Raw genomic sequence first — 18,933 nt, 5'->3', positions numbered from 1 at the left:
GTAATCTCCTTGTAGCGTTCTGCTTCGCCAGCATGGTTGTTGGCTGGCTGCTGTCATGGACATTCATTATGCACGTTATGAAATGATCGCTGACCGGCTTTTCCATTGGCTGACTATCGCCGACGATCAGCTGCGTCTCTGAACACCAGACACAATTGGCTGCACTCGTCTTCTGTAATAGCGTTTGCCAGATGCAAGCCTTCAGCAAAGCCAAGTCCTTGACCTTCAAAGTAACCGAACGCGTAGTCGCTGCTCGCTTGAGCGATCTGTACCAGGTAGGTCGCGGCGTGGTGATCGAACGGCTTTGGCAGCTGCAACACGTGTAATTCAGTCAGGGCCAACTGGCACAAAAAGGCGCTGAAATGATCATCCAAGGTCCTGACTTATTGAGAAGAATGTCCAAACTTGTTGTTGATTCGTTTGGCAATGTCGAGATGATCTTCCTCCAAAGCAAAATGCCCGGTGTTGTAGTGAACTATTTCTGCGCTCGGCAGGATGTCCTTGATGGCGTCGGCACCGCGTGGGGCAAAGATCGGGTCACCGTCCCCCCAGACTACCAGCGTCGGTGGATGCGACGCGCGCAGGTAAGCCTGCCACTTTGGATATAGGGCGAGATTGGAGAGGATATCCAGCTGCAAGTCTGTCATGGCACGTCGCTTATCGGGGTCACTCAAGGCGAGCGCGTCGTTGACCCAAGCGTCAGGGTTTAGGGTGCCAGGATCGCGAGCGCCATGGCGGTAGAGGAACAGATCCGTTGCAACGCTCACCCTAGCCTGTGCGGCGTCCCGCTTTTCCACTGGTTTCAGAATACTGGCGGCCTGAATGGCTTGAAGCCGTGCAGGCTGCCAGCCGTCCAACGTCATGGGCGTGTTCTGAATGACCAATCCGCGCACCCAATCGGGATGAAGCGTCGCGATGCGCATCCCAACGGGGCCACCGAAATCTTGCATGTAGATCACGGCGCTTCCTATACCCATTCGCCGGACGAATGTATCCACTGTTTCGGCGAGCACATCGAACGTCAGCGGATGATCTCCTGATGCGGGAGCATCGCTATTACCCATCCCAGGATAGTCAGGTGCCAACACGTGAAAATGAGCGGCCAGCTCCGGAATCAGGTCACGGAACATATGGGATGACGACGGGAATCCGTGAAGCAGCAGAATGGTGGGATTGCGTAGGTCACCAGCCTCCCGGTAGAACATTTTTCCGCCGTCTAAGGTGACGTATCGGTATTCAGTCTGGGCAAAGGCTGCGCCAGGAGAGACTGACAGCGTCAGCAGCAACGTCAGATAGGTTGCCCACGTAAAAAATTCGCTCCGCATCTTTTGCTCCTTCAGGTTTGCCCGGACCGCACCGCCTAGCCTCAGGCTGTGTTAGCCACGCACTCACGGCGCCTTGCAGGATTAAGGGTATCATGTTACTTTAAAAACATACCTACTGATAGATAGGTAAATGCTACTACTAATAGCTGTCAACGGCGATGACGCATAGATGGGTGCGGAAACGGGCTAGCGTTAAGGGCATGTTCCACGCCTCGCAACGGCAAATGGGCTGACGTCGAAGCTTGAGCTGTTCTTTATTACAGATGCACCCATCAACTAGACGCTAATAAGCTCTTGCTGATCCGGAGTCTGTTCCTTATGGATTTAAGAAACGGGTCGAGCACGTTAACCCGACTTTGGGCGATATTTACGCTGCGTCAACATGTGGAGATAATATGAGTAATTCAGTTGGGCAGTCATTAACTTCGGTAACTATCAAGTCGCCTGGGCCCAGTTCAAGTTCAGGTTCAACACCTCGCAACTCTTATTTGACGAATCAACTATTGCAGGAAATTGGAACGAAGCAAGGCGTACTCGATACAGATGCCATGAAAAAGGCAGGCTTGGGATCTAGTTTTGCTGATTTCGACATGACCTCCATCACACCGGCTGAGTTAGGGCTGGTCAGCAAAAACCTGTATGCACTGGGGTTGATCGACAAGACCACCGCCAATCTCATGATCTCTGCAGGCACCAACCTCGATTCGGTCGGCAACCCGATGACACCTGATGTAAAAATGAACGCTCTCGACTACTTTGCAGCGCGCATAAACAATCTCCGTAGCGCGAGCGTCGACAATAATGAATATGGATTTCAAGTCGTACCGGATTATATAAATACGGTGTATGTCCTACAAAACCTCAACGACTTTGCCAAAGATGCACGCACTGACAGCGGTACCCAAAGTGCGCAGTCTCAAGGCATCAGCATTCATGTGTAGCCTATGCGTCAGCAAACGCTCCGTTTTCCTATCCGTCCAGAGCAGACCAGAGAAAATGCCCCCTGGCATGGCGTTAACTTCGCGCAGCTGTTCTTTATCGTAGTCGTCCAAAAGCCACACCCGCGATCCAACTGAGCAGCTGAAACACTACGAAGCTGCAGGCAGCGATGAGTACAAAGCGTTTGACCCAGCGCAATATCAGGTGGGTATCGAGCAGAAAAAAAGCACTCCTCGTCCAACGCCATGGCCTAGAAGACCGGCCAAACCTGCCTCCCTGGATAAAGGCATGACGTGATCCCCCTCTCAGCTCGAGCCGTCGCTCCCCCCCGCCAGCAGCGATGATTGCGTTGCCTGAGCCTGGGACAATCCCTGCCATAGTGGACCAAACGCCGATTCGACAGGGTCCAACAGCGATCACGGCCACAGAGGTTGTTGGTTCAGAATCAAAATGACTGACGCATGTAGAAAGCCTCAACTCGGAGCGCTACAGCCTTGAACAGGCGCTGCTACCGGCCGGAACGGGTTTGAGCCATGAGTTAACGTGGGACGGTCCAGGGACCTGGTGCCCCACTTTCGTTCAGACGAAAAAAAACCCGAGAATTCACACTTACGTGGACCTCTCGGGTTTCGAAGATGGTGGGTCGTGTGGGATTCGAACCTACGACCAATTGGTTAAAAGCCAACTGCTCTACCAACTGAGCTAACGACCCGCTTCGTGGTGGCGCGTATATTACTGATTTTTCTCAGTAATTCAACACCCTTTTTTAAAAAAATTAAAAATAGCGCGTCGGGTCGGTGATTCCGGCCGCTGCGAAGCCTTCTGCGCGCAGGCGGCAGCTGTCGCATTTACCGCAGGCGCGGCCTTGATCGTCCGCTTGATAGCAGGAAACCGTCAGCCCGTAATCGACGCCCAGACGCGTGCCTGCCTTGACGATGTCGGCTTTGCTCAGCATCTGCAACGGGGCTTGAATGGTAAAACCTTGCCCTTCTACGCCCGCCTTGGTCGCGAGGTTGGCCATGCGCTCGAAGGACTCGACGAATTCGGGGCGGCAATCCGGATAGCCAGAGTAATCGACAGCGTTGACGCCAATGAAGATGTCACGTGCGCCAAGGACTTCGGCCCAGCCCAATGCCAACGACAGAAAGACCGTGTTGCGCGCGGGTACGTAGGTGACAGGAATGCCTTCGCCAGGCGTTTCAGGCACGGCAATGCTGCTGTCGGTGAGGGCCGAGCCGCCGATGCCGTTCAGGTTCAGACCGATCACCTTGTGTTCGACCACGCCCAGGTCGCTGGCCACACGCTCTGCCGCTTGCAGCTCGGCACGATGACGCTGGCCATAGTCGAAGCTCATGGTGTAGCAGGTGTAGCCGTCGGCTTTCGCCATTGCGACCACGGTGGCCGAGTCCAGGCCGCCAGACAGCAGGATTACCGCGCGTTTCTTAGTCATTGTGTGCTCACTCATCTCAGCGCCCCGGCTCATCGTTCCAGAGGATTTTATGGAGCTGCAGCTGCAGGCGCACCGGCAGGTTATCGGCAACGATCCAGTCGGCGAGGTCTCGAACGTTCAGATCGCGATGCACCGGAGAAAACAGCACTTCCCCTGCTCGACGGTCCAGACCGTACTGGATGATCTTTGAGACCGCCCAGTCGTAGTCTTCCCGCGAGCAGATGACGAACTTGATCTGGTCGTTCGGGGTCAGGAGTTCGATATTTTCATAGCGATTGCGCGCCACTTCTTTCGAGCCGGGCGTTTTCAGATCGACCACGCGGCTGACGCGAGGGTCAACCTTGGAAATGTCCAGTGCGCCACTGGTCTCCAGCGACACTTCGTAGCCGGCATCGCACAACCGCTGAAGCAGCGGAATGGCGTTGGGTTGGGCCAGAGGCTCGCCGCCGGTCACACAGACGTAGCGCGGGCGGTAGCTGGCGACTTGCTCCATGAGCGAATCGAGGGTCTGAATCGTGCCACCCGTGAACGCGTATTCGCTGTCGCAATAACCGCAACGCAGGGGGCAACCGGTGAGGCGCACGAACACGGTAGGCAAGCCTGCCGTGCGCGTTTCACCCTGTAACGAGTAAAAAACTTCGGTGATGCGTAATGTGTCTTGCATAGGGGCCACGGGCGTAACGGCTAAACAGGCCATCCGCCTCCGTCAGGCACTTCTGTGCACCCTGCGCTCGCAGAATCCAGAGAAGCGTATTCAATACCGGAATTTCGGGTGCGAGATTCTAACGAAAAAAGCCGCGCAACGCGCGGCTTTCTTGAATCGAGGGTCAATCACCTGGTGTCAGAGGCGTTGAAGATCGCGCTGAGCCAGTTGTGCTGCCGACGTCCCAGGGTACTGGGCAACGACCTGCTGCAGAATGCCTTTGACCTTGTCGGTATGACCCAGGCGGCGCTCCACATCGGCGAGCTTGTACAACGAATCAGGCACCTTTGCGTGCTTTGGGTACAACTGACTCACTTTGGCGAAGGCCTGACCGGCACCTTGCAGATCGCCTTTGGCCAGATTTACTTCACCCAGCCAGTACTGGGCATTGCCCGCGTATTGGCTATTTGGGTATTTACGCAAAAAAGCAGAGAACGCTTGGCTGGCCTTGTCGAAATCCTTGGCCTTGATCAGGTCGAAAGCAGCGTCGTAGTAGAGCTTTTCTTTCGCCGGATCACCCGGTTCTGTACTGGTCTGAGGCGCCTGTGCGGCAGAGGCGCCACCAGCAGGTGCTACAGGGGCTCCGCCGGCGTTGACGCCACCGTCGGAAGCTGAATTATTGGCAGGTGCGGCAGGTGCGCCACCCGCTCCGATGCGAGAGTCGAGGTCCTTGTAACGATCCAGCGCTTCTTGCTTCATCTGCTGGATATCGTTCTGCTGGACTTCAACGATTCCGCGCAAGCGCGAAATTTCATCCTGCATTTGTTGCAGCTGCATGAACAGCTGACCTTGCGCCGAAGGCTGGGCCGTAGCCCCACCTCCGGCGTAGGCGCCCGCCGTACCATAACCCGATGGCGGATAACTGCTGCCAGCAGAGCCAGAGTTGTCATCGACCACAGGAACCGCACCCATCGCTGCAAGAGGAAGGGTGAGAGCCAAAACGGTTAAAGCACGGCGGCACGTTCGCATGTCAAATTACTTACGCAGTTCGACGCGACGGTTTTGAGCCCAGGATTGCTCGTCGTTGCCGGTAGCAACTGGACGCTCTTCACCGTAGGAAACCAGTTCCAGCTGAGCTGGCGATACGCCTTGCAGAACCAGGTAGCGTTGAACGGCTTTCGCACGACGCTCGCCCAGTGCCAGGTTGTATTCGCGAGTACCGCGTTCGTCAGTGTTACCTTCCAGAACAACGCGAGCGCCGTTAGCTTTCAGGTCTTTGGCGTGAACGTCCAGAGCGCGCATGGCCTCTGGTTTCAGGTCAGAACTGTCGTATTCGAAGTAGAAAGTGGTGATTGCGCGCAGAGCAGCTTCTTCGCTCAGGCTGCCGTCAACAGCACCAGTGTTAGCGCCGTAACCAGCGTTTGGATCTACAGCAGCGCCTTGACCGGCATTGTCGCCGCCTTTGGACGAGCAACCTACAGCTACAGCCATGGCCAGAGCCAGCGCAGCAAATTTACCAAACTTCAGCATTTCCATCGTGAAACTCCTAATGAACCCCAGTGTGTTAAAGTAAAACGTAAAGCGCCGCGTCAGTTCAGCTAAGGGGACCAGGAAGGTTCTCTGACTTCGCCTTGAGCGGTAGGAAGCGGGAGCCTTACGCGTCCGTTAATGGACACGAGCATCAAGACTCCCCGGCCCTGCTGGCGGGTGGCGTAGATTACCATGGTGCCGTTGGGCGCAACAGTAGGCGACTCATCAAGGTTGCTGTCTGTGAGGATTTTTACGCTACCGCGCTGCAAATCCTGAGCGGCTACCTTGAAGTTGGTGAAGCCATCTTGACGATGGATCATGACCAGAGTCTTTTCATCAGCCGACAATTTAGGGTTGGCGTTGTAGTTACCGATGAAAGTGACGCGTTCAGCGCCGCCACCATTAATGCTCGTTTTATAGATCTGTGGTTTGCCGCCACGATCGGAAGTGAAATAAATGGTCGAGCCGTCTTTACCGAAGAAAGGTTCGGTATCGATGGACGAATCATTCGTGACGCGCGAAAGCTGACGCGACGCCAGGTTCATCACATAAATCTCAGGGTTGCCGTCTTTCGACAAGACCATGGCCAGCTTGCTGCCGTCCGGAGACCAGGCCGGTGCGCCGTTCAGACCTTCGAAGTTGGTGATTTGCTCGCGACGACCCGTGTCGATGTGCTGAACGAAGATGCGCGGACGCTTCTGTTCGAACGACACGTAGGCGATACGCTTGCCGTCCGGCGCGAAACGTGGGGACAGGATCGGCTCACGGGATTGCAGCAGTGTCACTGCGCGAGCACCGTCGTAGTCCGAACGTTGCAGCGTGTAGCGGGTGTTGTTCGTACCGAAACGCTCAGCGGTGACGTACAGCATGCGAGTCGAGAACGCGCCTTTGATGCCAGTCAGCTTTTCAAACGACTGGTCAGCGATGTAGTGCGCCATGTCGCGCAGTTGATCGGTCGTACCTGACACATTACCGGTAAGCACTTGCTGCTCGGTCGCGACATTGAACAACGCGTACTGGACCTGCAAACGACCGCCCGCAGGCGAAATGCTGCCGACCATCACGTACTGGGCACCCAGCGCTTTCCAGTCGCGGAAGATGACTTCGCTGGCCTGACTCGGCTGGCTGATCATGTTTTCCTTTGGAATCGGCGTGTAATAGCCCGAATTCAGCATGTCGTTGCTGATGATCTGAGCCATGTCTTCAGGCAGCACGCTACCGCCTTGCAAGCCGAAAGGCACGATTGCAATCGGCGTGGCGCGGTCACTGCCGCTTGTGACCAGAATGTTCTTTTCGTCGGCAGCGGCGAAACCCGCTGCACAACAAAGAACGACAAGCAATCCTCGAAGAAGGTTAATCACAAGGCTAGATCCTCAGGTGTGAATGTCATCTTGAATGAACGGTAAGGCGCGAAATCCGAAGGTTTCAGCCCCTGCATCTCTGTCAAACGACCAATGTTCTTGACCGCTGCTACTGCCGAACTGTCGAACGGACCATCGCCGCTGGACTTGGCCACGGTCACGGAGCTGATCGTACCGTCCGGCAACATGGCGATCTGCAACACGACTGTCATGCCTTTGCGCGCTGAAGGGGGACGTGCCCAGCCTTCCGCAGCTCGCGAGCGAATCAAGTCATCGAAGCTGCCAGCGACTTCATCACCCTTCTCATCGGCCAGCGCCTGTTGGCGTTCCGGCTTGTCGGAGAGCAGGTCGGCCAGTGCTTGCGCCTTCTTGTCTTCCGCCGATTTACGGGCAGCGTCCTGTGCCTTCTTCTTGGCGTCGTCTGCAGCTTTCTTCTTGGCGTCCTCAGCCGCTTTTTTCTTCGCGTCTTCAGCAGCCTTTTTCTTCGCATCGTCAGCCGCCTGCTTTTTCGCGTCCTCGGCAGCCTGTTTCTTGGCTTCTTCCGCGGCGGCGCGCTTGGCGTCTTCCTCAGCTTTTTTCTTCGCGTCGTCTTCAGCTTTCTTCTTGGCTATATCAGCCAATTGTTTCTCTTCTGCTGCTTTCTTCGCATCGTCTGCTTTTTTGGCTTCAGCTTTCTTCGCGTCGTCGGCCTTTTTGGCGTCTTCCGCTTTCTTCGCTTCCTCAGCCTTTTGCTCTTCGGCCTTTTGAGCGGCATCGGCTTTCTTTTGTTCCGCCGCCTTTATCGCCTCTTGCTCAACTTTTTTCTGTTCCATCTGCTCGACTTCCGTTTGTCGCGCAGCGGATTTCTTTGCCTCGCCAGCAAGCTTCTGGTTGGTCTGGGTCGTCGCCTGACTTTTCGACTTGAGCTGATACAGCGTGGCCTGAACGATAGGTTTCGACTCAGGCAGCTCCGGCGTCATCGCGAAGCTCACGAACAACAGACCAAAAATCAGGACGTGCAGTGCCACAGCCCAGACGGAGGGCCAGAAGTAGCTTTCCGAGGCTGACGGCTCTCGAATCGGCTGCATCAGGGCGCCTCGGTAATCAGACCAACGTTCCCGACTCCGGCCTTCTGCAACCCGCCCATCGTGCCCATGACAGAGCCATAGTCGACGGATTTGTCACCGCGAATGAACACCTGAGTCTGCTTGCCGGCCTCACGACCTGCCGCGATGATTTTGGTCACGGCACTGGTCAGTTGCGGCAAGGTCATGGCCTTGTCCATCTGCTTGTCGGTGTCGACTTCGCTGCCAAGGTTCCAGTAATAGGATTTGTCAGCCTTGATCGAAATGGTCAGGACCTGATTGTTGTTGTCCTGCGGCAAAGCCTCGCTGGAGACCTTGGGCAGATCGACTTTCACGCCCTGGTTAATCATTGGAGCCGTCACCATGAAAATGACCAGCAGCACCAACATCACGTCGATGTACGGCACCACGTTCATTTCGGCGACCGGCTTGCGTTTGCTGCGTCGACCGCGAGCGATTAAAGCCATTGGGAAATACCTGCTTAGTCTTCGCTGGTGTGCACTTTACGGTGCAGGATGGCCTGGAACTCGTCGGCGAATGTGTAGTAACGGCCGATCAGGTTCTCGCCACGAGCGGCGAAACGGTTGTAGGCGATTACTGCAGGGATTGCTGCGAACAGGCCGATGGCGGTAGCGATCAGGGCTTCGGCGATACCCGGTGCAACGGTGGCCAGGGTGGCCTGTTGAGCAGTGGCCAGACCACGGAAAGAGTTCATGATCCCCCATACGGTCCCGAACAGACCGACGTACGGGCTGGTGGAACCCACAGTCGCCAGGAAAGGCAGGCTCTGCTCAAGCTTTTCTTCTTCACGGGAGATGGCAACGCGCATGGCACGGGCCACACCTTCCATAACGGCATCGGGATCGACACCTGGCTGCTGGCGCAGACGTGAGAACTCTTTGAAGCCGGCGCGGAAGATCTGCTCGACGCCCGAATCCGGGTCAGGGTTGCTGCCCGCTTGACGGTACAGTTTGGACAGGTCGATACCCGACCAGAAACGCTCCTCGAAGCTGTCCAGCGCACGGCGCCCAGCGCGCAGCATCGAGCTGCGCTGAAAAATCATGATCCACGAAGTGACCGATGCGGCCACCAGGATCAGCATTACCAACTGAACGACCACGCTGGCATTGCTGACCAAACTCCACATGGAGGTATGGTCGACGACGTTAGCTTCCACGCTGTATCTCCTGCTCTGAAAGTGTTCCCGCGCCACTCTGACCGGCGAAGGCCGCGCGCAGAGTTTCGGGAATGGCCCGGGGTTTAAAACTATCGGCGCGTACGCACGCCACTAAAAACTGCCCTTCGCAGAGCAGCACATCATCCGCGGCCCGCCTGACATGCTGATGAAAGCGCAGACTGGCTCGGTTCAATTCGATCACTTCGGCGCTGACCAGGAGTTCGTCGTCCAGCCGAGCCGGTTGGTGATAACGCGCCTCACTGGAGTGCACGACAAACAACAGGTTCTCGTCACCGGCCATTGCGGATTGAGCAAAGCCCAATGCCCGCAGCCGCTCGGTCCGAGCCCGCTCCATGAATTTCAGGTAATTGACGTAGTAGACGATGCCGCCCGCATCGGTGTCTTCGTAATAAACGCGACAGCGATGTGCGAACGACTGACCCCCGTTTTGCGCGCGCATACTCTAGTGCTTACTCCTGTGGTTGCCAATCCGGCCAGGCAACTGTTTTTCATCGTTTTTCACCGGCAGGCACAAGGCACATTGCCGTGACAGCCCGTCTGACCACCAAACCCCGGAATAAATCGGTGAATCACACATTTATTCGTCGGTATCGTCCGCCAACTCATCCGTGACTGACCGCTCCCCCATTCTGGAGGGGATGTTCAGACCGAAGTGCAGGTACGCATGCCGCGTGACCATGCGACCGCGAGGTGTGCGCATCATATAGCCTTGCTGGATCAAATAGGGCTCCAGCACGTCCTCGATGGTGTGTCTTTCTTCGCTGATGGCGGCGGCGAGGTTGTCGACGCCCACCGGGCCACCATCAAACTTTTCGATCATGGTCAATAACAGACGACGGTCCTGATGATCGAAGCCACGCTCATCGACGTCCAGCAGGTTCAGCGCGAGATCGGCGATGGCCTTGGTGATCTCCCCTTTGGCGCGCACTTCGGCAAAATCCCGCACCCGGCGCAACAGCCGGTTCGCGATTCGAGGCGTGCCCCGCGCGCGACGGGCGATTTCGAAGGCCCCCTCGTCTTCGATGTGCAAACCAAGGATGCCCGCCGAACGGGAGACGATGGTCGCGAGGTCTGCGGTGCTATAGAACTCAAGACGCTGGACGATGCCGAAACGGTCACGCAGCGGATTGGTCAGCATGCCCGCGCGGGTGGTGGCGCCCACGAGGGTGAACGGCGGGAGGTCGAGCTTGATCGAGCGCGCCGCAGGGCCTTCGCCGATCATGATGTCCAGTTGAAAGTCTTCCATCGCAGGGTACAAAACCTCCTCGACGATGGGCGACAGACGGTGGATTTCATCGATGAACAGCACGTCGTGGGGTTCAAGATTGGTGAGGATCGCTGCCAGATCACCCGGCCGTTCGAGCACAGGCCCCGACGTGCTCTTGATGGACACACCCATTTCCTGAGCGATGATGTTGGCCAGCGTGGTTTTACCCAGGCCCGGCGGACCGAAGATCAGCGTGTGATCGAGCGCTTCGTTCCGTCCACGCGCGGCCTGGATGAACAGTTCCATTTGCTCGCGCACGGTGGGCTGACCAATGTAATCGGCCAGGCTCAGCGGCCGGATGGCGCGATCCAGTTGCTCGTCACGGTCGCGGCCAGTGGCGGCGATCAGGCGGTCGGCTTCGATCACTTACAACATCCCCTTGAGTGCGCGGCGAATCAGATCTTCACTGCTCAAATTCTTGTCTTTGATGGCGGTAATCGCCTTGCTGGCTTCTTGAGGCTTATAGCCCAACGACACCAAGGCGCTAATAGCGTCCGACTCAGCTGTAGCGACCTGCAACGGCGCGCCCGGCCCTTCAGACACCAGCGCGAACGTGCCCGGCAACGCATCCCAAGCCTTGAAACGGTCCTTGAGCTCAACAAGCAGACGTTCCGCTGTTTTTTTGCCGACACCCGGGACACGGGTCAACGCTGACGTGTCTTGAGCCTGAACACATCGAACCAACTCATCGACTTCCAGCGTCGACATCAACGCCAGCGCCAGCTTGGGGCCTACCCCGTTCAATCTGATCAACTCCCGAAACATCTCGCGATCACGCTTCTCGTAGAAGCCGAACAGCAGGTGGGCGTCTTCACGAACGACCAGGTGAGTGTGCAGCGTCACCGTTTCGCCCACATGAGGCAGACGATAAAGGGTTGTCATGGGGACTTCGATCTCGTAGCCCACGCCCCCAACATCGAGTACCAGATGCGGCGGTTGTTTCTCGACCAACGCACCGCGCAAACGTCCAATCACGTATCAGATCCTTTCCAGTAGCCGGTCACTGCGAGGAGCAGGGTGAAACCCTGATCGCCATCTTTGCAGGACTCAGAAGAGCTGCAAGTGAACATTTATATGTGAATGATGCCATCAGAGCCGCAGACGGCCACCCCGGCTCCGTGCCGTATTCAGGCCATGAGGGATCAGACTGGAACGAGTGTGAGCGTGGCACAAGGCGATCGCCAGGGCATCCGAAGCGTCTACCTGTGGCTTTTGGGTCAATTTCAACAAGTGCATGACCATCATCATCACCTGATCCTTGTTCGCCCCACCCGTACCGGCAACGGCCTGCTTGACCTGCGTGGCTGAATATTCAGCGATTTCCAGGGTTTCTTCGGCGGCGGCAACGATGGCGGCCCCTCGGGCCTGGCCGAGCTTGAGCGCGGAGTCGGCATTGCGAGCCATAAAAACCTTTTCGATACCCATGGTGACGGGACCATAGGTCTGAATCACCTCGCGCACCCCACGATAGACGATCTGAAGCCGTTCATGCAGCAAGCCGCTGCCCGTACGGATACAGCCCGAGGCCACGTATTCGCATCCCCGTCCAGTGTCACGCACCACACCGAAGCCGGTGATTCGCGAACCGGGGTCGATACCTAGAATAAGAGTCATAACGCCTGCAGCTTGAGAAGTGACGCGTACGTTTGAACGCAGCATAAAGGCAGAAGCCGGAGGCCGATAGCGATGAACGAATCAGCGCTTCGTGCCTCCGGCCTCATGACCCGGCCAATGTGAAGATCAGCCAAGCTGCTCCATCACGTCGTCCGGAATTTCTGCGTTGGAATAGACGTTCTGAACGTCATCCAGGTCTTCGAGCATATCGATCAGTTTGAGCACCTTCTCCGCCATTTCAAGATCCAGCACGGCGCTGGTGGTCGGCTGCATCACGATCTCCGCGTCTGCTGCCTTGAACCCCGCCGCTTCAAGGGCGTTTCGCACGGCATAAAAACCGGCAAATGACGTGAATACATCAATGGAGCCGTCTTCATGGGTCACGACGTCATCGGCGTCGGCTTCCATCGCGGCTTCCATCAGCGCATCTTCGTCGATACCCGACGCGAAGGAAATTTGTCCCTTGCGTTCAAACAGGTACGACACCGAACCGTCGGTGCCCAAGTTGCCGCCACACTTACTGAATGCATGACGCACCGCTGCTGCCGTGCGATTGCGGTTGTCTGTCATGGTTTCGACCATAACCGCCACACCGCCAGCGCCGTAGCCTTCATAACCCAGCTCGACCATGTCGTCGGCATCGGCAGCGCCCGCACCGCGAGCGATCGCACGGTCGATGATGTCGCGGCTCATGTTCGCACCCAGCGCCTTGTCCTGAGCCAGACGCAAGCGAGGATTCGATGCCGGATCACCACCACCTTGACGGGCAGCGACGGTCAGCTCACGAATCCACTTGGTGAAAATCTTGCCTTTCTTGGCGTCCTGACGCTCTTTGCGGTGCTTGATGTTCGCCCACTTGGAATGACCAGCCATAACACGCTCCAAACCTTGAAACACGCCCGCTCCCGCTCGATCACACGAACGGCAGCGCTTCACTCGAATTTGTGCCCCAAAGGGCAAGGGAGTCAGGGTGAATCGAACTAGCGATCCACCCTGCCCTTTTCGTTACTCGGCCTTTGGCGTTTCGCGCAAGCGGATGTGCAGCTCGCGCAGTGCCTTGGCATCGACAACGCCTGGTGCCTGAGTCATGACGTCCGCTGCACTCTGGGTTTTCGGGAAGGCAATGACTTCACGAATCGACTGCGCACCTGTCATCAGCATGACCAGACGATCAAGACCGAATGCGAGGCCACCGTGCGGCGGTGCACCGTATTTCAGAGCATCGAGCAGGAAGCCGAACTTCTCTTGCTGCTCGTCTTCGGAAATGCCCAACAGACGGAAGACCGCTTGCTGCATTTCTTTGCGGTGGATACGGATCGAACCGCCGCCCAGCTCCGTGCCGTTCAATACCATGTCGTAAGCACGCGATAGGGCAGTGGCCGGATTGGCTTCCAGCTCTTCAGGCGAGCACTTCGGCGCGGTGAACGGGTGGTGCAACGCCGTGAAGCTTCCGTCGTCGTTCTCTTCGAACATCGGGAAATCGACGACCCACATCGGGGCCCACTCACAGGTCAGCAGGTTCAGGTCGTGACCCAGCTTGATACGCAGGGCACCCAGCGCTTCGCTGACGACTTTGAACTTGTCGGCGCCGAAGAACACGATGTCGCCGTCGACCGCGCCAACGCGATCCAGGATCACGTTCAGGCTGGCTTCCGGGATGTTCTTGACGATAGGCGACTGCAGGCCTTCGACGCCTTTGGCGCGCTCGTTGACCTTGATGTAGGCCAAGCCTTTCGCGCCATAGATACCGACGAACTTGGTGTAGTCATCGATCTTGCTGCGCGGCATGCTCGCGCCGCCTGGAACGCGCAGCGCGGTCACGCGGCATTTCGGGTCGTTGGCAGGACCGCTGAAGACCTTGAATTCGACGTCCTTGAGCTGATCGGCCACGTCCACCAGTTCCAGCGGGTTGCGCAGGTCTGGCTTGTCGGAACCGTAGCGGCGCATGGCTTCTTCGAAGGTCATGTGCGGGAAGTCACCAAACTCCAGGTCCAGCACTTCCTTGAACAGCTTGCGAATCATGCTTTCGGTGAGACCAATAATGTCTTCCTCGTTGAGGAAGCTGGTCTCGATGTCGATCTGAGTGAACTCAGGCTGACGGTCGGCACGCAGGTCTTCGTCACGGAAACATTTGGCGATCTGGTAGTAGCGGTCGAAGCCAGCGACCATCAGCAGTTGCTTGAACAGCTGAGGCGACTGCGGCAGGGCAAAGAAGCTGCCTGCGTGGGTACGGCTTGGCACCAGATAATCACGTGCACCCTCAGGAGTGGCACGTGTCAGGATCGGGGTTTCAACGTCGAGGAAGCCGTTGCCATCCAGGAAGCCGCGGATGCTGGACGTGATGCGCGAACGCAGACGCAGCTTCTCGGCCATCTCAGGGCGACGCAGATCGATGAAACGATAGCGCAGGCGGGTTTCTTCGCCGACGTCGGAATATTCGTTCAACGGGAACGGCGGGGTTTCCGACTCGTTCAGCACTTCCAGCTCGTAACCCAGCACTTCGATGGCACCGGAGGCCATGTTCGGGTTGACGGCACCCGCTGGACGAGCGCGGACTTTGCCGGTCAGCTTGACGACGTATTCGCTGCGGACACGGTCGGCAATTGCGAAGGTGTCGGCGCGATCAGGATCGAAGACCACCTGGGCCAGACCTTCACGATCGCGGATGTCGAGGAAAATCACCCCTCCGTGGTCACGACGACGGTGGACCCATCCGCAAAGGGTAATTTCCTGGCCTTCCAGGCTTTCGTTCAGTTGGCCGCAATAATGGCTGCGCATCATGATCGTGTATTCACTTCTCGTAATTCGGAATTCGGTGGAGCTCTCGCCCGTCGCCAGTGGGCAATGGTGCAGGAGCCTTGGCATGCAGTTCAACCCGACGGTCTGTCCCTGCCTTCCTTAGTAAGGCGGGGGATTATATAGGGTTAATCAAGGCTGTGCAGCCGCGCAGGCGGATAGAGATCAAGATGTCGTCCGGAGCGCGGTATTTTGGCTGCCGGACGACTGTCGCAAGGAGTGCGCCCGCGGAGGACGCACCCGCAGAGAATGAGCGCCCTGGAGATCAGGCAGACGATAACTGGAAGCCTTCGGCCTTCAACAGATGCGTCACACACACCACGCGAATCAAACCACTGAAGTTCTTCACCCCGCCATAACGTAGGTGAACTTCCCGATCAACGTAGGACAGAACCGCGTTGATCGAACAACTATTGCAACTGGCTATCTCGGAAAGGACATTCCAGTACACACCCTCCAGCCGCAAACAAGTTGCAAGCCCATTGAGCCTCACCGACCTCGATTGCGGTTGCGCCAGATCCATATTGAAGCCCTCAACGAACGGATCATTCGGAACTCTGAAACATCGATGCACATCCTGTACCTCCCTTACGGTGTTTTGACTCATGAAATACCCCTTGATGCTATTTCGAACGCAACGATAGAAACATTTGAAATCAAATAACTGACATGCCTATCAAGCCCTATTCATAGGGGGTTCGCCAGCGGAAGCAGCACTTATGAGGTGTAGGACATCACCACAAACTTGGAGCGAAATTTGAGAAGCTTTAATTCGAGGGTGAGCGCCGACAACAGCAGGTATTAGATATATATATTTCTGCACCTTTGACAACTTATCCAGCATCGCACAAAAAACCGGCGGCCGAAATCCCAGACAGCAAAACTTAATCGATTCAGCGCACGTCATTCGCGCCTAACCCCTTAAGAAGTTCACGCACCGATCTAAAAAACTGGCGGAATAAAAGCGAACCAGGAGGGAAGCGAGTGGTGATTTACACCACTCGCGGACGCGGCTTACTTGACGTCAAGCATCGCGCGCAACATCCACGCGGTTTTTTCGTGGACTTGCATACGCTGGGTCAACAGATCGGCGGTAGGCTCATCGCTCACTTTGTCGAGAAGAGGAAAAATCCCACGAGCTGTACGCGTAACGGCCTCTTGACCACTGACCAATGAGCGAATCATGTCCTCTGCGGAGGGAACGCCTTCTTCTTCCTTGATTGAGGAAAGACGTGCATAGGTCGTGTAGGTGCCTGGCGCCGGGAAACCCAGAGCACGAATACGTTCGGCGATCAAATCCACCGCCAGTGCGAGCTCGTTGTACTGCTCTTCGAACATCAGATGGAGAGTACGGAACATCGGCCCGGTGACGTTCCAGTGAAAATTATGGGTTTTCAAATACAGTACATAAGTGTCTGCCAACAGACGGGAAAGGCCGTCTACGATGGACTTGCGGTCTTCTTCGCTGATTCCGATGTCGATTGCCATGCTACGTCCTCTTTATATGATGGTCGTTTTTAAAAAGTCTGTTCGCCACTCTAGCAAGACACGCGCAGCCGTGCAGCCACCTTGGCGCATAGCAACTCTGTAAAAACGGAATTCGTGTCCACGACCCAGACAGCTCTGAAACAAGCCTTTGACCAACGGCGACGATTCGAAGACAAATCGCCATCATCTTCTGCGATCAATGGCGCTAAGCGCTTGATTTGAGTAGCTCTGCGCTTTGCTGTTAAATACAGACGTGCCGCTACCGCCCGACTATCAGGTGGTAGCGCACAGGCTGAATCGGCATTCGTGCATCACGTCTCCTTTTTTTCAGAAGCGTACCGGAAGCCGCCAGCCTCATATCGTGATCCTTCTTAATGTGAGTCATCAAAATGTTGAAAATAGTCCACCTGCTAACGGGCGCAGCTGCCCTGCTGCTTTCATTCATACCCAGCCTGCGTAGTGAAGCGTTGTCTTCTTACCTGTCTCAACCCGACGCACTGTATCTAGCCCTTTTTGGCCTGATCAACCTCGTCATTGCTCCGGTGATCCCTTACTGGAACCGAGGCCCGCGTCATCAACTGCAAAATCTGGTCAGCGCCTTGCTGGTGCTAGCGGTCGTGCTACAAATCCTGACACTGCTGGTTCCACTTGAAACCATCGCAGGCCAACCTGCCGTTCTGGTCAGCTTGCTGGCCCTGGTAGTCGCGGTGGCCATTCACCTGGGGGTCAGCTTCTACAGGTCATCACCCTCCGCTGCGCAACAGCCGCACGAACCCGGCCAGCGCGATACCGGCACTGTGAAGTGGTTTAACACCTCTAAAGGCTTCGGCTTTATTTCCCGCGATTCCGGCGACGATATTTTCGTGCATTTTCGCGCCATCCGCGGCGAAGGCCATCGCGTGTTGGTCGAAGGTCAGCGGGTTGAGTTTTCGGTGATGAACCGGGACAAGGGCCTACAGGCGGAAGACGTCATTGCCGCACTGCCCCGCCGCTAACCACTGGCATAAAAAACCGCGCTCCAGGGCGCGGTTTTTTTTGCTCTTAATAATGAGGGGGAGGCGCTTCTTCCTCGAATGTGTCGAATTGCCCACCCATCTCTTCCTGACGCTTGATCAAGGCCGCCATCTGCAGCTGCATGCGTTCAAGACTGCGCTGCTGAGTCACCAACACATCGTTCAGCGCCTGAATCGTGTCATCCTGAAACGCCAGGCGGCTTTCCAGATCCATCACCCGGTCTTCAAGCGTCACGGGGCACCTCCAAGAAGGAAAGATCATGTGCGAGCGCCGCTTTCAACCGGGCGATCACGCCAGTTGCCTGCTCATGGGTATAAGGTACGCCGGGGTGCTTGCCCCAAACAGGGGCTGGCCAGGCAACATCACTCTTACGGCGTACGATCACGTGCATGTGCAGCTGACTGACAACGTTTCCCAGCGCAGCGACGTTCATCTTGTCAGCATCGAATAGCTGTTGAAGCGTTCTGGACAACGCCGTCGTCTCTTTCCACAACAGTGATTGTTCGTCATCTGACAACTGAAACACTTCACTTATATCCGCTCTGCGCGGGACCAGGATGAACCAGGGATATTGCGCGTCATTCGACAGCAGCAACCGACACAGGGGAAAGTCCCCTACCGGTAAGGTGTCCTGCAATAAACGTTGATCCAGAACAAACACGCATAAACTCCTGATCGCCGGGTTAGCTTTTAGTGTGCCGGAGTTACCCAACCCACCTTTCGATACCGCGCAGGATACTCGGGAATACTGCGCGAATCACGCCAGCTAGCGCTTCCCGCTCACTTTGCGGGATTGCTGTTGATTTTGAATCACCCTCGCCGCCCGAAAGCCCCGCACCTGCATTGGTCGCTTCAGCTTGCCGCGCACTGATAAGAGGCACCCTTCCCACCGTGCGAAGGTGTCCCTCAATCCAATAAAACAAGGGGGGAAGCCTTCCAATTCAAGCGCTTGACCAAATGGGCTCACCCGCTACGCTGACTTTCTGGTCGAGCCGTCATGGCACCGAGGACGCACGTACTAAATTCAGGCGAGGTTTCGCGCCAACGCACCAAAACGACTCACTCTGCGGACAGTTTTTGTAAGGCTTATCCGCGTTTTACCCACTTCATGACGGTAACAGGTAACGCCAGTGACATTTTCAGGCGGTAACCTCATGTGATCATCAACCACAAGCGTATTTTTTGTAATTTTTTAAGCCTTTTAAAACAATAGGTTACAAGGCAAATCGTAAGTATTTGCGTGC

At 56.3% G+C, this 18,933-nt stretch carries 22 protein-coding genes, 1 tRNA gene and 1 pseudogene; 3 read left to right on the top strand and 21 right to left on the bottom strand.

Annotation, left to right across the window (positions count from 1 at the left end; all coding sequences use genetic code 11):
* Positions 1-113: 113 nt before the first annotated feature.
* The gene (locus ACIQAL_RS21065; RefSeq protein WP_401149029.1) at positions 114-320 is read right to left on the bottom strand and encodes a hypothetical protein; all 207 of its coding nucleotides are present in this window, start codon (positions 318-320) and stop codon (positions 114-116) included.
* A 63-nt stretch (positions 321-383) separates the two neighbouring features.
* The gene (locus ACIQAL_RS21060) at positions 384-1,325 is read right to left on the bottom strand and encodes an alpha/beta fold hydrolase (protein ID WP_401149027.1); all 942 of its coding nucleotides are present in this window, start codon (positions 1,323-1,325) and stop codon (positions 384-386) included.
* 395 nt (positions 1,326-1,720) lie between these two features.
* Between ACIQAL_RS21060 and ACIQAL_RS21055 the strand changes: the two genes are divergently transcribed.
* The gene (locus tag ACIQAL_RS21055; protein ID WP_401149024.1) at positions 1,721-2,266 is read left to right on the top strand and encodes a hypothetical protein; all 546 of its coding nucleotides are present in this window, start codon (positions 1,721-1,723) and stop codon (positions 2,264-2,266) included.
* 634 nt (positions 2,267-2,900) lie between these two features.
* On the opposite strand, the gene ACIQAL_RS21050 is transcribed toward ACIQAL_RS21055, so the two are convergent.
* The 17 genes from ACIQAL_RS21050 to ACIQAL_RS20970 form a co-directional block, all read right to left on the bottom strand.
* Positions 2,901-2,976: transfer RNA gene (locus ACIQAL_RS21050), tRNA-Lys, on the bottom strand.
* A 63-nt stretch (positions 2,977-3,039) separates the two neighbouring features.
* Positions 3,040-3,714 carry a 7-cyano-7-deazaguanine synthase QueC gene (gene queC / locus ACIQAL_RS21045; protein ID WP_401149021.1) on the bottom strand — a complete coding sequence of 225 codons (675 nt, stop codon included), beginning with the start codon at positions 3,712-3,714 and terminating at the stop codon, positions 3,040-3,042.
* Between the two features lie 16 nt (positions 3,715-3,730).
* Entirely contained in the window at positions 3,731-4,378 is a 648-nt protein-coding gene (gene queE / locus ACIQAL_RS21040) for a 7-carboxy-7-deazaguanine synthase QueE (protein WP_108120958.1), read from the bottom strand.
* Positions 4,379-4,555: 177 nt separating this feature from the next.
* The gene (gene ybgF, locus ACIQAL_RS21035) at positions 4,556-5,386 is read right to left on the bottom strand and encodes a tol-pal system protein YbgF (RefSeq protein ID WP_341962550.1); all 831 of its coding nucleotides are present in this window, start codon (positions 5,384-5,386) and stop codon (positions 4,556-4,558) included.
* A 6-nt stretch (positions 5,387-5,392) separates the two neighbouring features.
* Positions 5,393-5,893: a peptidoglycan-associated lipoprotein Pal gene (pal, locus tag ACIQAL_RS21030; RefSeq protein WP_074752666.1), complete on the bottom strand. Its 501-nt coding sequence runs from the start codon at positions 5,891-5,893 to the stop codon at positions 5,393-5,395.
* Between the two features lie 62 nt (positions 5,894-5,955).
* Positions 5,956-7,248 carry a Tol-Pal system beta propeller repeat protein TolB gene (gene tolB, locus ACIQAL_RS21025; RefSeq protein WP_401149018.1) on the bottom strand — a complete coding sequence of 431 codons (1,293 nt, stop codon included), beginning with the start codon at positions 7,246-7,248 and terminating at the stop codon, positions 5,956-5,958.
* Complete coding sequence (gene tolA / locus ACIQAL_RS21020; protein WP_341962548.1) at positions 7,245-8,315, bottom strand: cell envelope integrity protein TolA; 1,071 nt, start codon at positions 8,313-8,315, stop codon at positions 7,245-7,247. Before tolA ends, tolB begins: the two co-directional genes overlap by 4 nt.
* On the bottom strand, positions 8,315-8,779 hold the full coding sequence (tolR, locus tag ACIQAL_RS21015; RefSeq protein ID WP_166596264.1) for a protein TolR: 465 nt from the start codon (positions 8,777-8,779) through the stop codon (positions 8,315-8,317). The genes tolA and tolR overlap by 1 nt, the downstream gene beginning before the upstream one ends.
* 14 nt (positions 8,780-8,793) lie before the next feature.
* Positions 8,794-9,489 (bottom strand): protein TolQ, encoded by a 696-nt coding sequence (gene tolQ / locus ACIQAL_RS21010; RefSeq protein WP_110947339.1) that lies wholly within the window; start codon positions 9,487-9,489, stop codon positions 8,794-8,796.
* Positions 9,479-9,949: a tol-pal system-associated acyl-CoA thioesterase gene (ybgC, locus tag ACIQAL_RS21005; RefSeq protein ID WP_341962545.1), complete on the bottom strand. Its 471-nt coding sequence runs from the start codon at positions 9,947-9,949 to the stop codon at positions 9,479-9,481. Before ybgC ends, tolQ begins: the two co-directional genes overlap by 11 nt.
* Before the next feature lie 138 nt (positions 9,950-10,087).
* Positions 10,088-11,143 (bottom strand): Holliday junction branch migration DNA helicase RuvB, encoded by a 1,056-nt coding sequence (gene ruvB / locus ACIQAL_RS21000; RefSeq protein WP_401149013.1) that lies wholly within the window; start codon positions 11,141-11,143, stop codon positions 10,088-10,090.
* Positions 11,144-11,752 (bottom strand): Holliday junction branch migration protein RuvA, encoded by a 609-nt coding sequence (gene ruvA, locus ACIQAL_RS20995; RefSeq protein ID WP_166596261.1) that lies wholly within the window; start codon positions 11,750-11,752, stop codon positions 11,144-11,146.
* Positions 11,753-11,866: 114 nt separating this feature from the next.
* Positions 11,867-12,391, bottom strand: coding sequence for a crossover junction endodeoxyribonuclease RuvC (gene ruvC, locus ACIQAL_RS20990; protein ID WP_401149009.1), 525 nt, complete (start codon positions 12,389-12,391; stop codon positions 11,867-11,869).
* A gap of 126 nt (positions 12,392-12,517) precedes the next feature.
* Complete coding sequence (locus tag ACIQAL_RS20985) at positions 12,518-13,264, bottom strand: YebC/PmpR family DNA-binding transcriptional regulator (protein ID WP_401149006.1); 747 nt, start codon at positions 13,262-13,264, stop codon at positions 12,518-12,520.
* 132 nt (positions 13,265-13,396) lie between these two features.
* Positions 13,397-15,172, bottom strand: a complete 1,776-nt coding sequence (gene aspS, locus ACIQAL_RS20980; RefSeq protein ID WP_401149003.1) for an aspartate--tRNA ligase — start codon at positions 15,170-15,172, stop codon at positions 13,397-13,399.
* Positions 15,173-15,452: 280 nt separating this feature from the next.
* On the bottom strand, positions 15,453-15,794 hold the full coding sequence (locus ACIQAL_RS20975; RefSeq protein ID WP_401149000.1) for a ribbon-helix-helix domain-containing protein: 342 nt from the start codon (positions 15,792-15,794) through the stop codon (positions 15,453-15,455).
* A gap of 407 nt (positions 15,795-16,201) precedes the next feature.
* Entirely contained in the window at positions 16,202-16,675 is a 474-nt protein-coding gene (locus ACIQAL_RS20970) for a Dps family protein (RefSeq protein ID WP_166596256.1), read from the bottom strand.
* 389 nt (positions 16,676-17,064) lie between these two features.
* Between ACIQAL_RS20970 and ACIQAL_RS20965 the strand changes: the two are divergent.
* Both ACIQAL_RS20965 and ACIQAL_RS20960 read left to right on the top strand, forming a co-directional pair.
* Positions 17,065-17,340, top strand: a pseudogene (locus tag ACIQAL_RS20965) (cold shock domain-containing protein membrane protein); the annotation flags it as partial.
* Positions 17,341-17,472: 132 nt separating this feature from the next.
* On the top strand, positions 17,473-17,670 hold the full coding sequence (locus ACIQAL_RS20960; RefSeq protein WP_238591726.1) for a cold shock domain-containing protein: 198 nt from the start codon (positions 17,473-17,475) through the stop codon (positions 17,668-17,670).
* 46 nt (positions 17,671-17,716) lie between these two features.
* Here ACIQAL_RS20960 and ACIQAL_RS20955 read toward each other — a convergent pair whose 3' ends face one another.
* Both ACIQAL_RS20955 and ACIQAL_RS20950 read right to left on the bottom strand, forming a co-directional pair.
* Complete coding sequence (locus ACIQAL_RS20955) at positions 17,717-17,923, bottom strand: SlyX family protein (RefSeq protein WP_401148997.1); 207 nt, start codon at positions 17,921-17,923, stop codon at positions 17,717-17,719.
* Positions 17,913-18,350: an HIT family protein gene (locus ACIQAL_RS20950; RefSeq protein ID WP_401148994.1), complete on the bottom strand. Its 438-nt coding sequence runs from the start codon at positions 18,348-18,350 to the stop codon at positions 17,913-17,915. The genes ACIQAL_RS20955 and ACIQAL_RS20950 overlap by 11 nt, the downstream gene beginning before the upstream one ends.
* Positions 18,351-18,933: the final 583 nt, after the last annotated feature.

The organism is Pseudomonas sp. NPDC088368 (assembly GCF_044753445.1).
GTDB classification, from domain to species: domain Bacteria; phylum Pseudomonadota; class Gammaproteobacteria; order Pseudomonadales; family Pseudomonadaceae; genus Aquipseudomonas; species Aquipseudomonas bambusae.
Note: the sequence above shows the minus strand (reverse complement) of the source record. Positions and strands in the feature narration are given on the sequence as shown.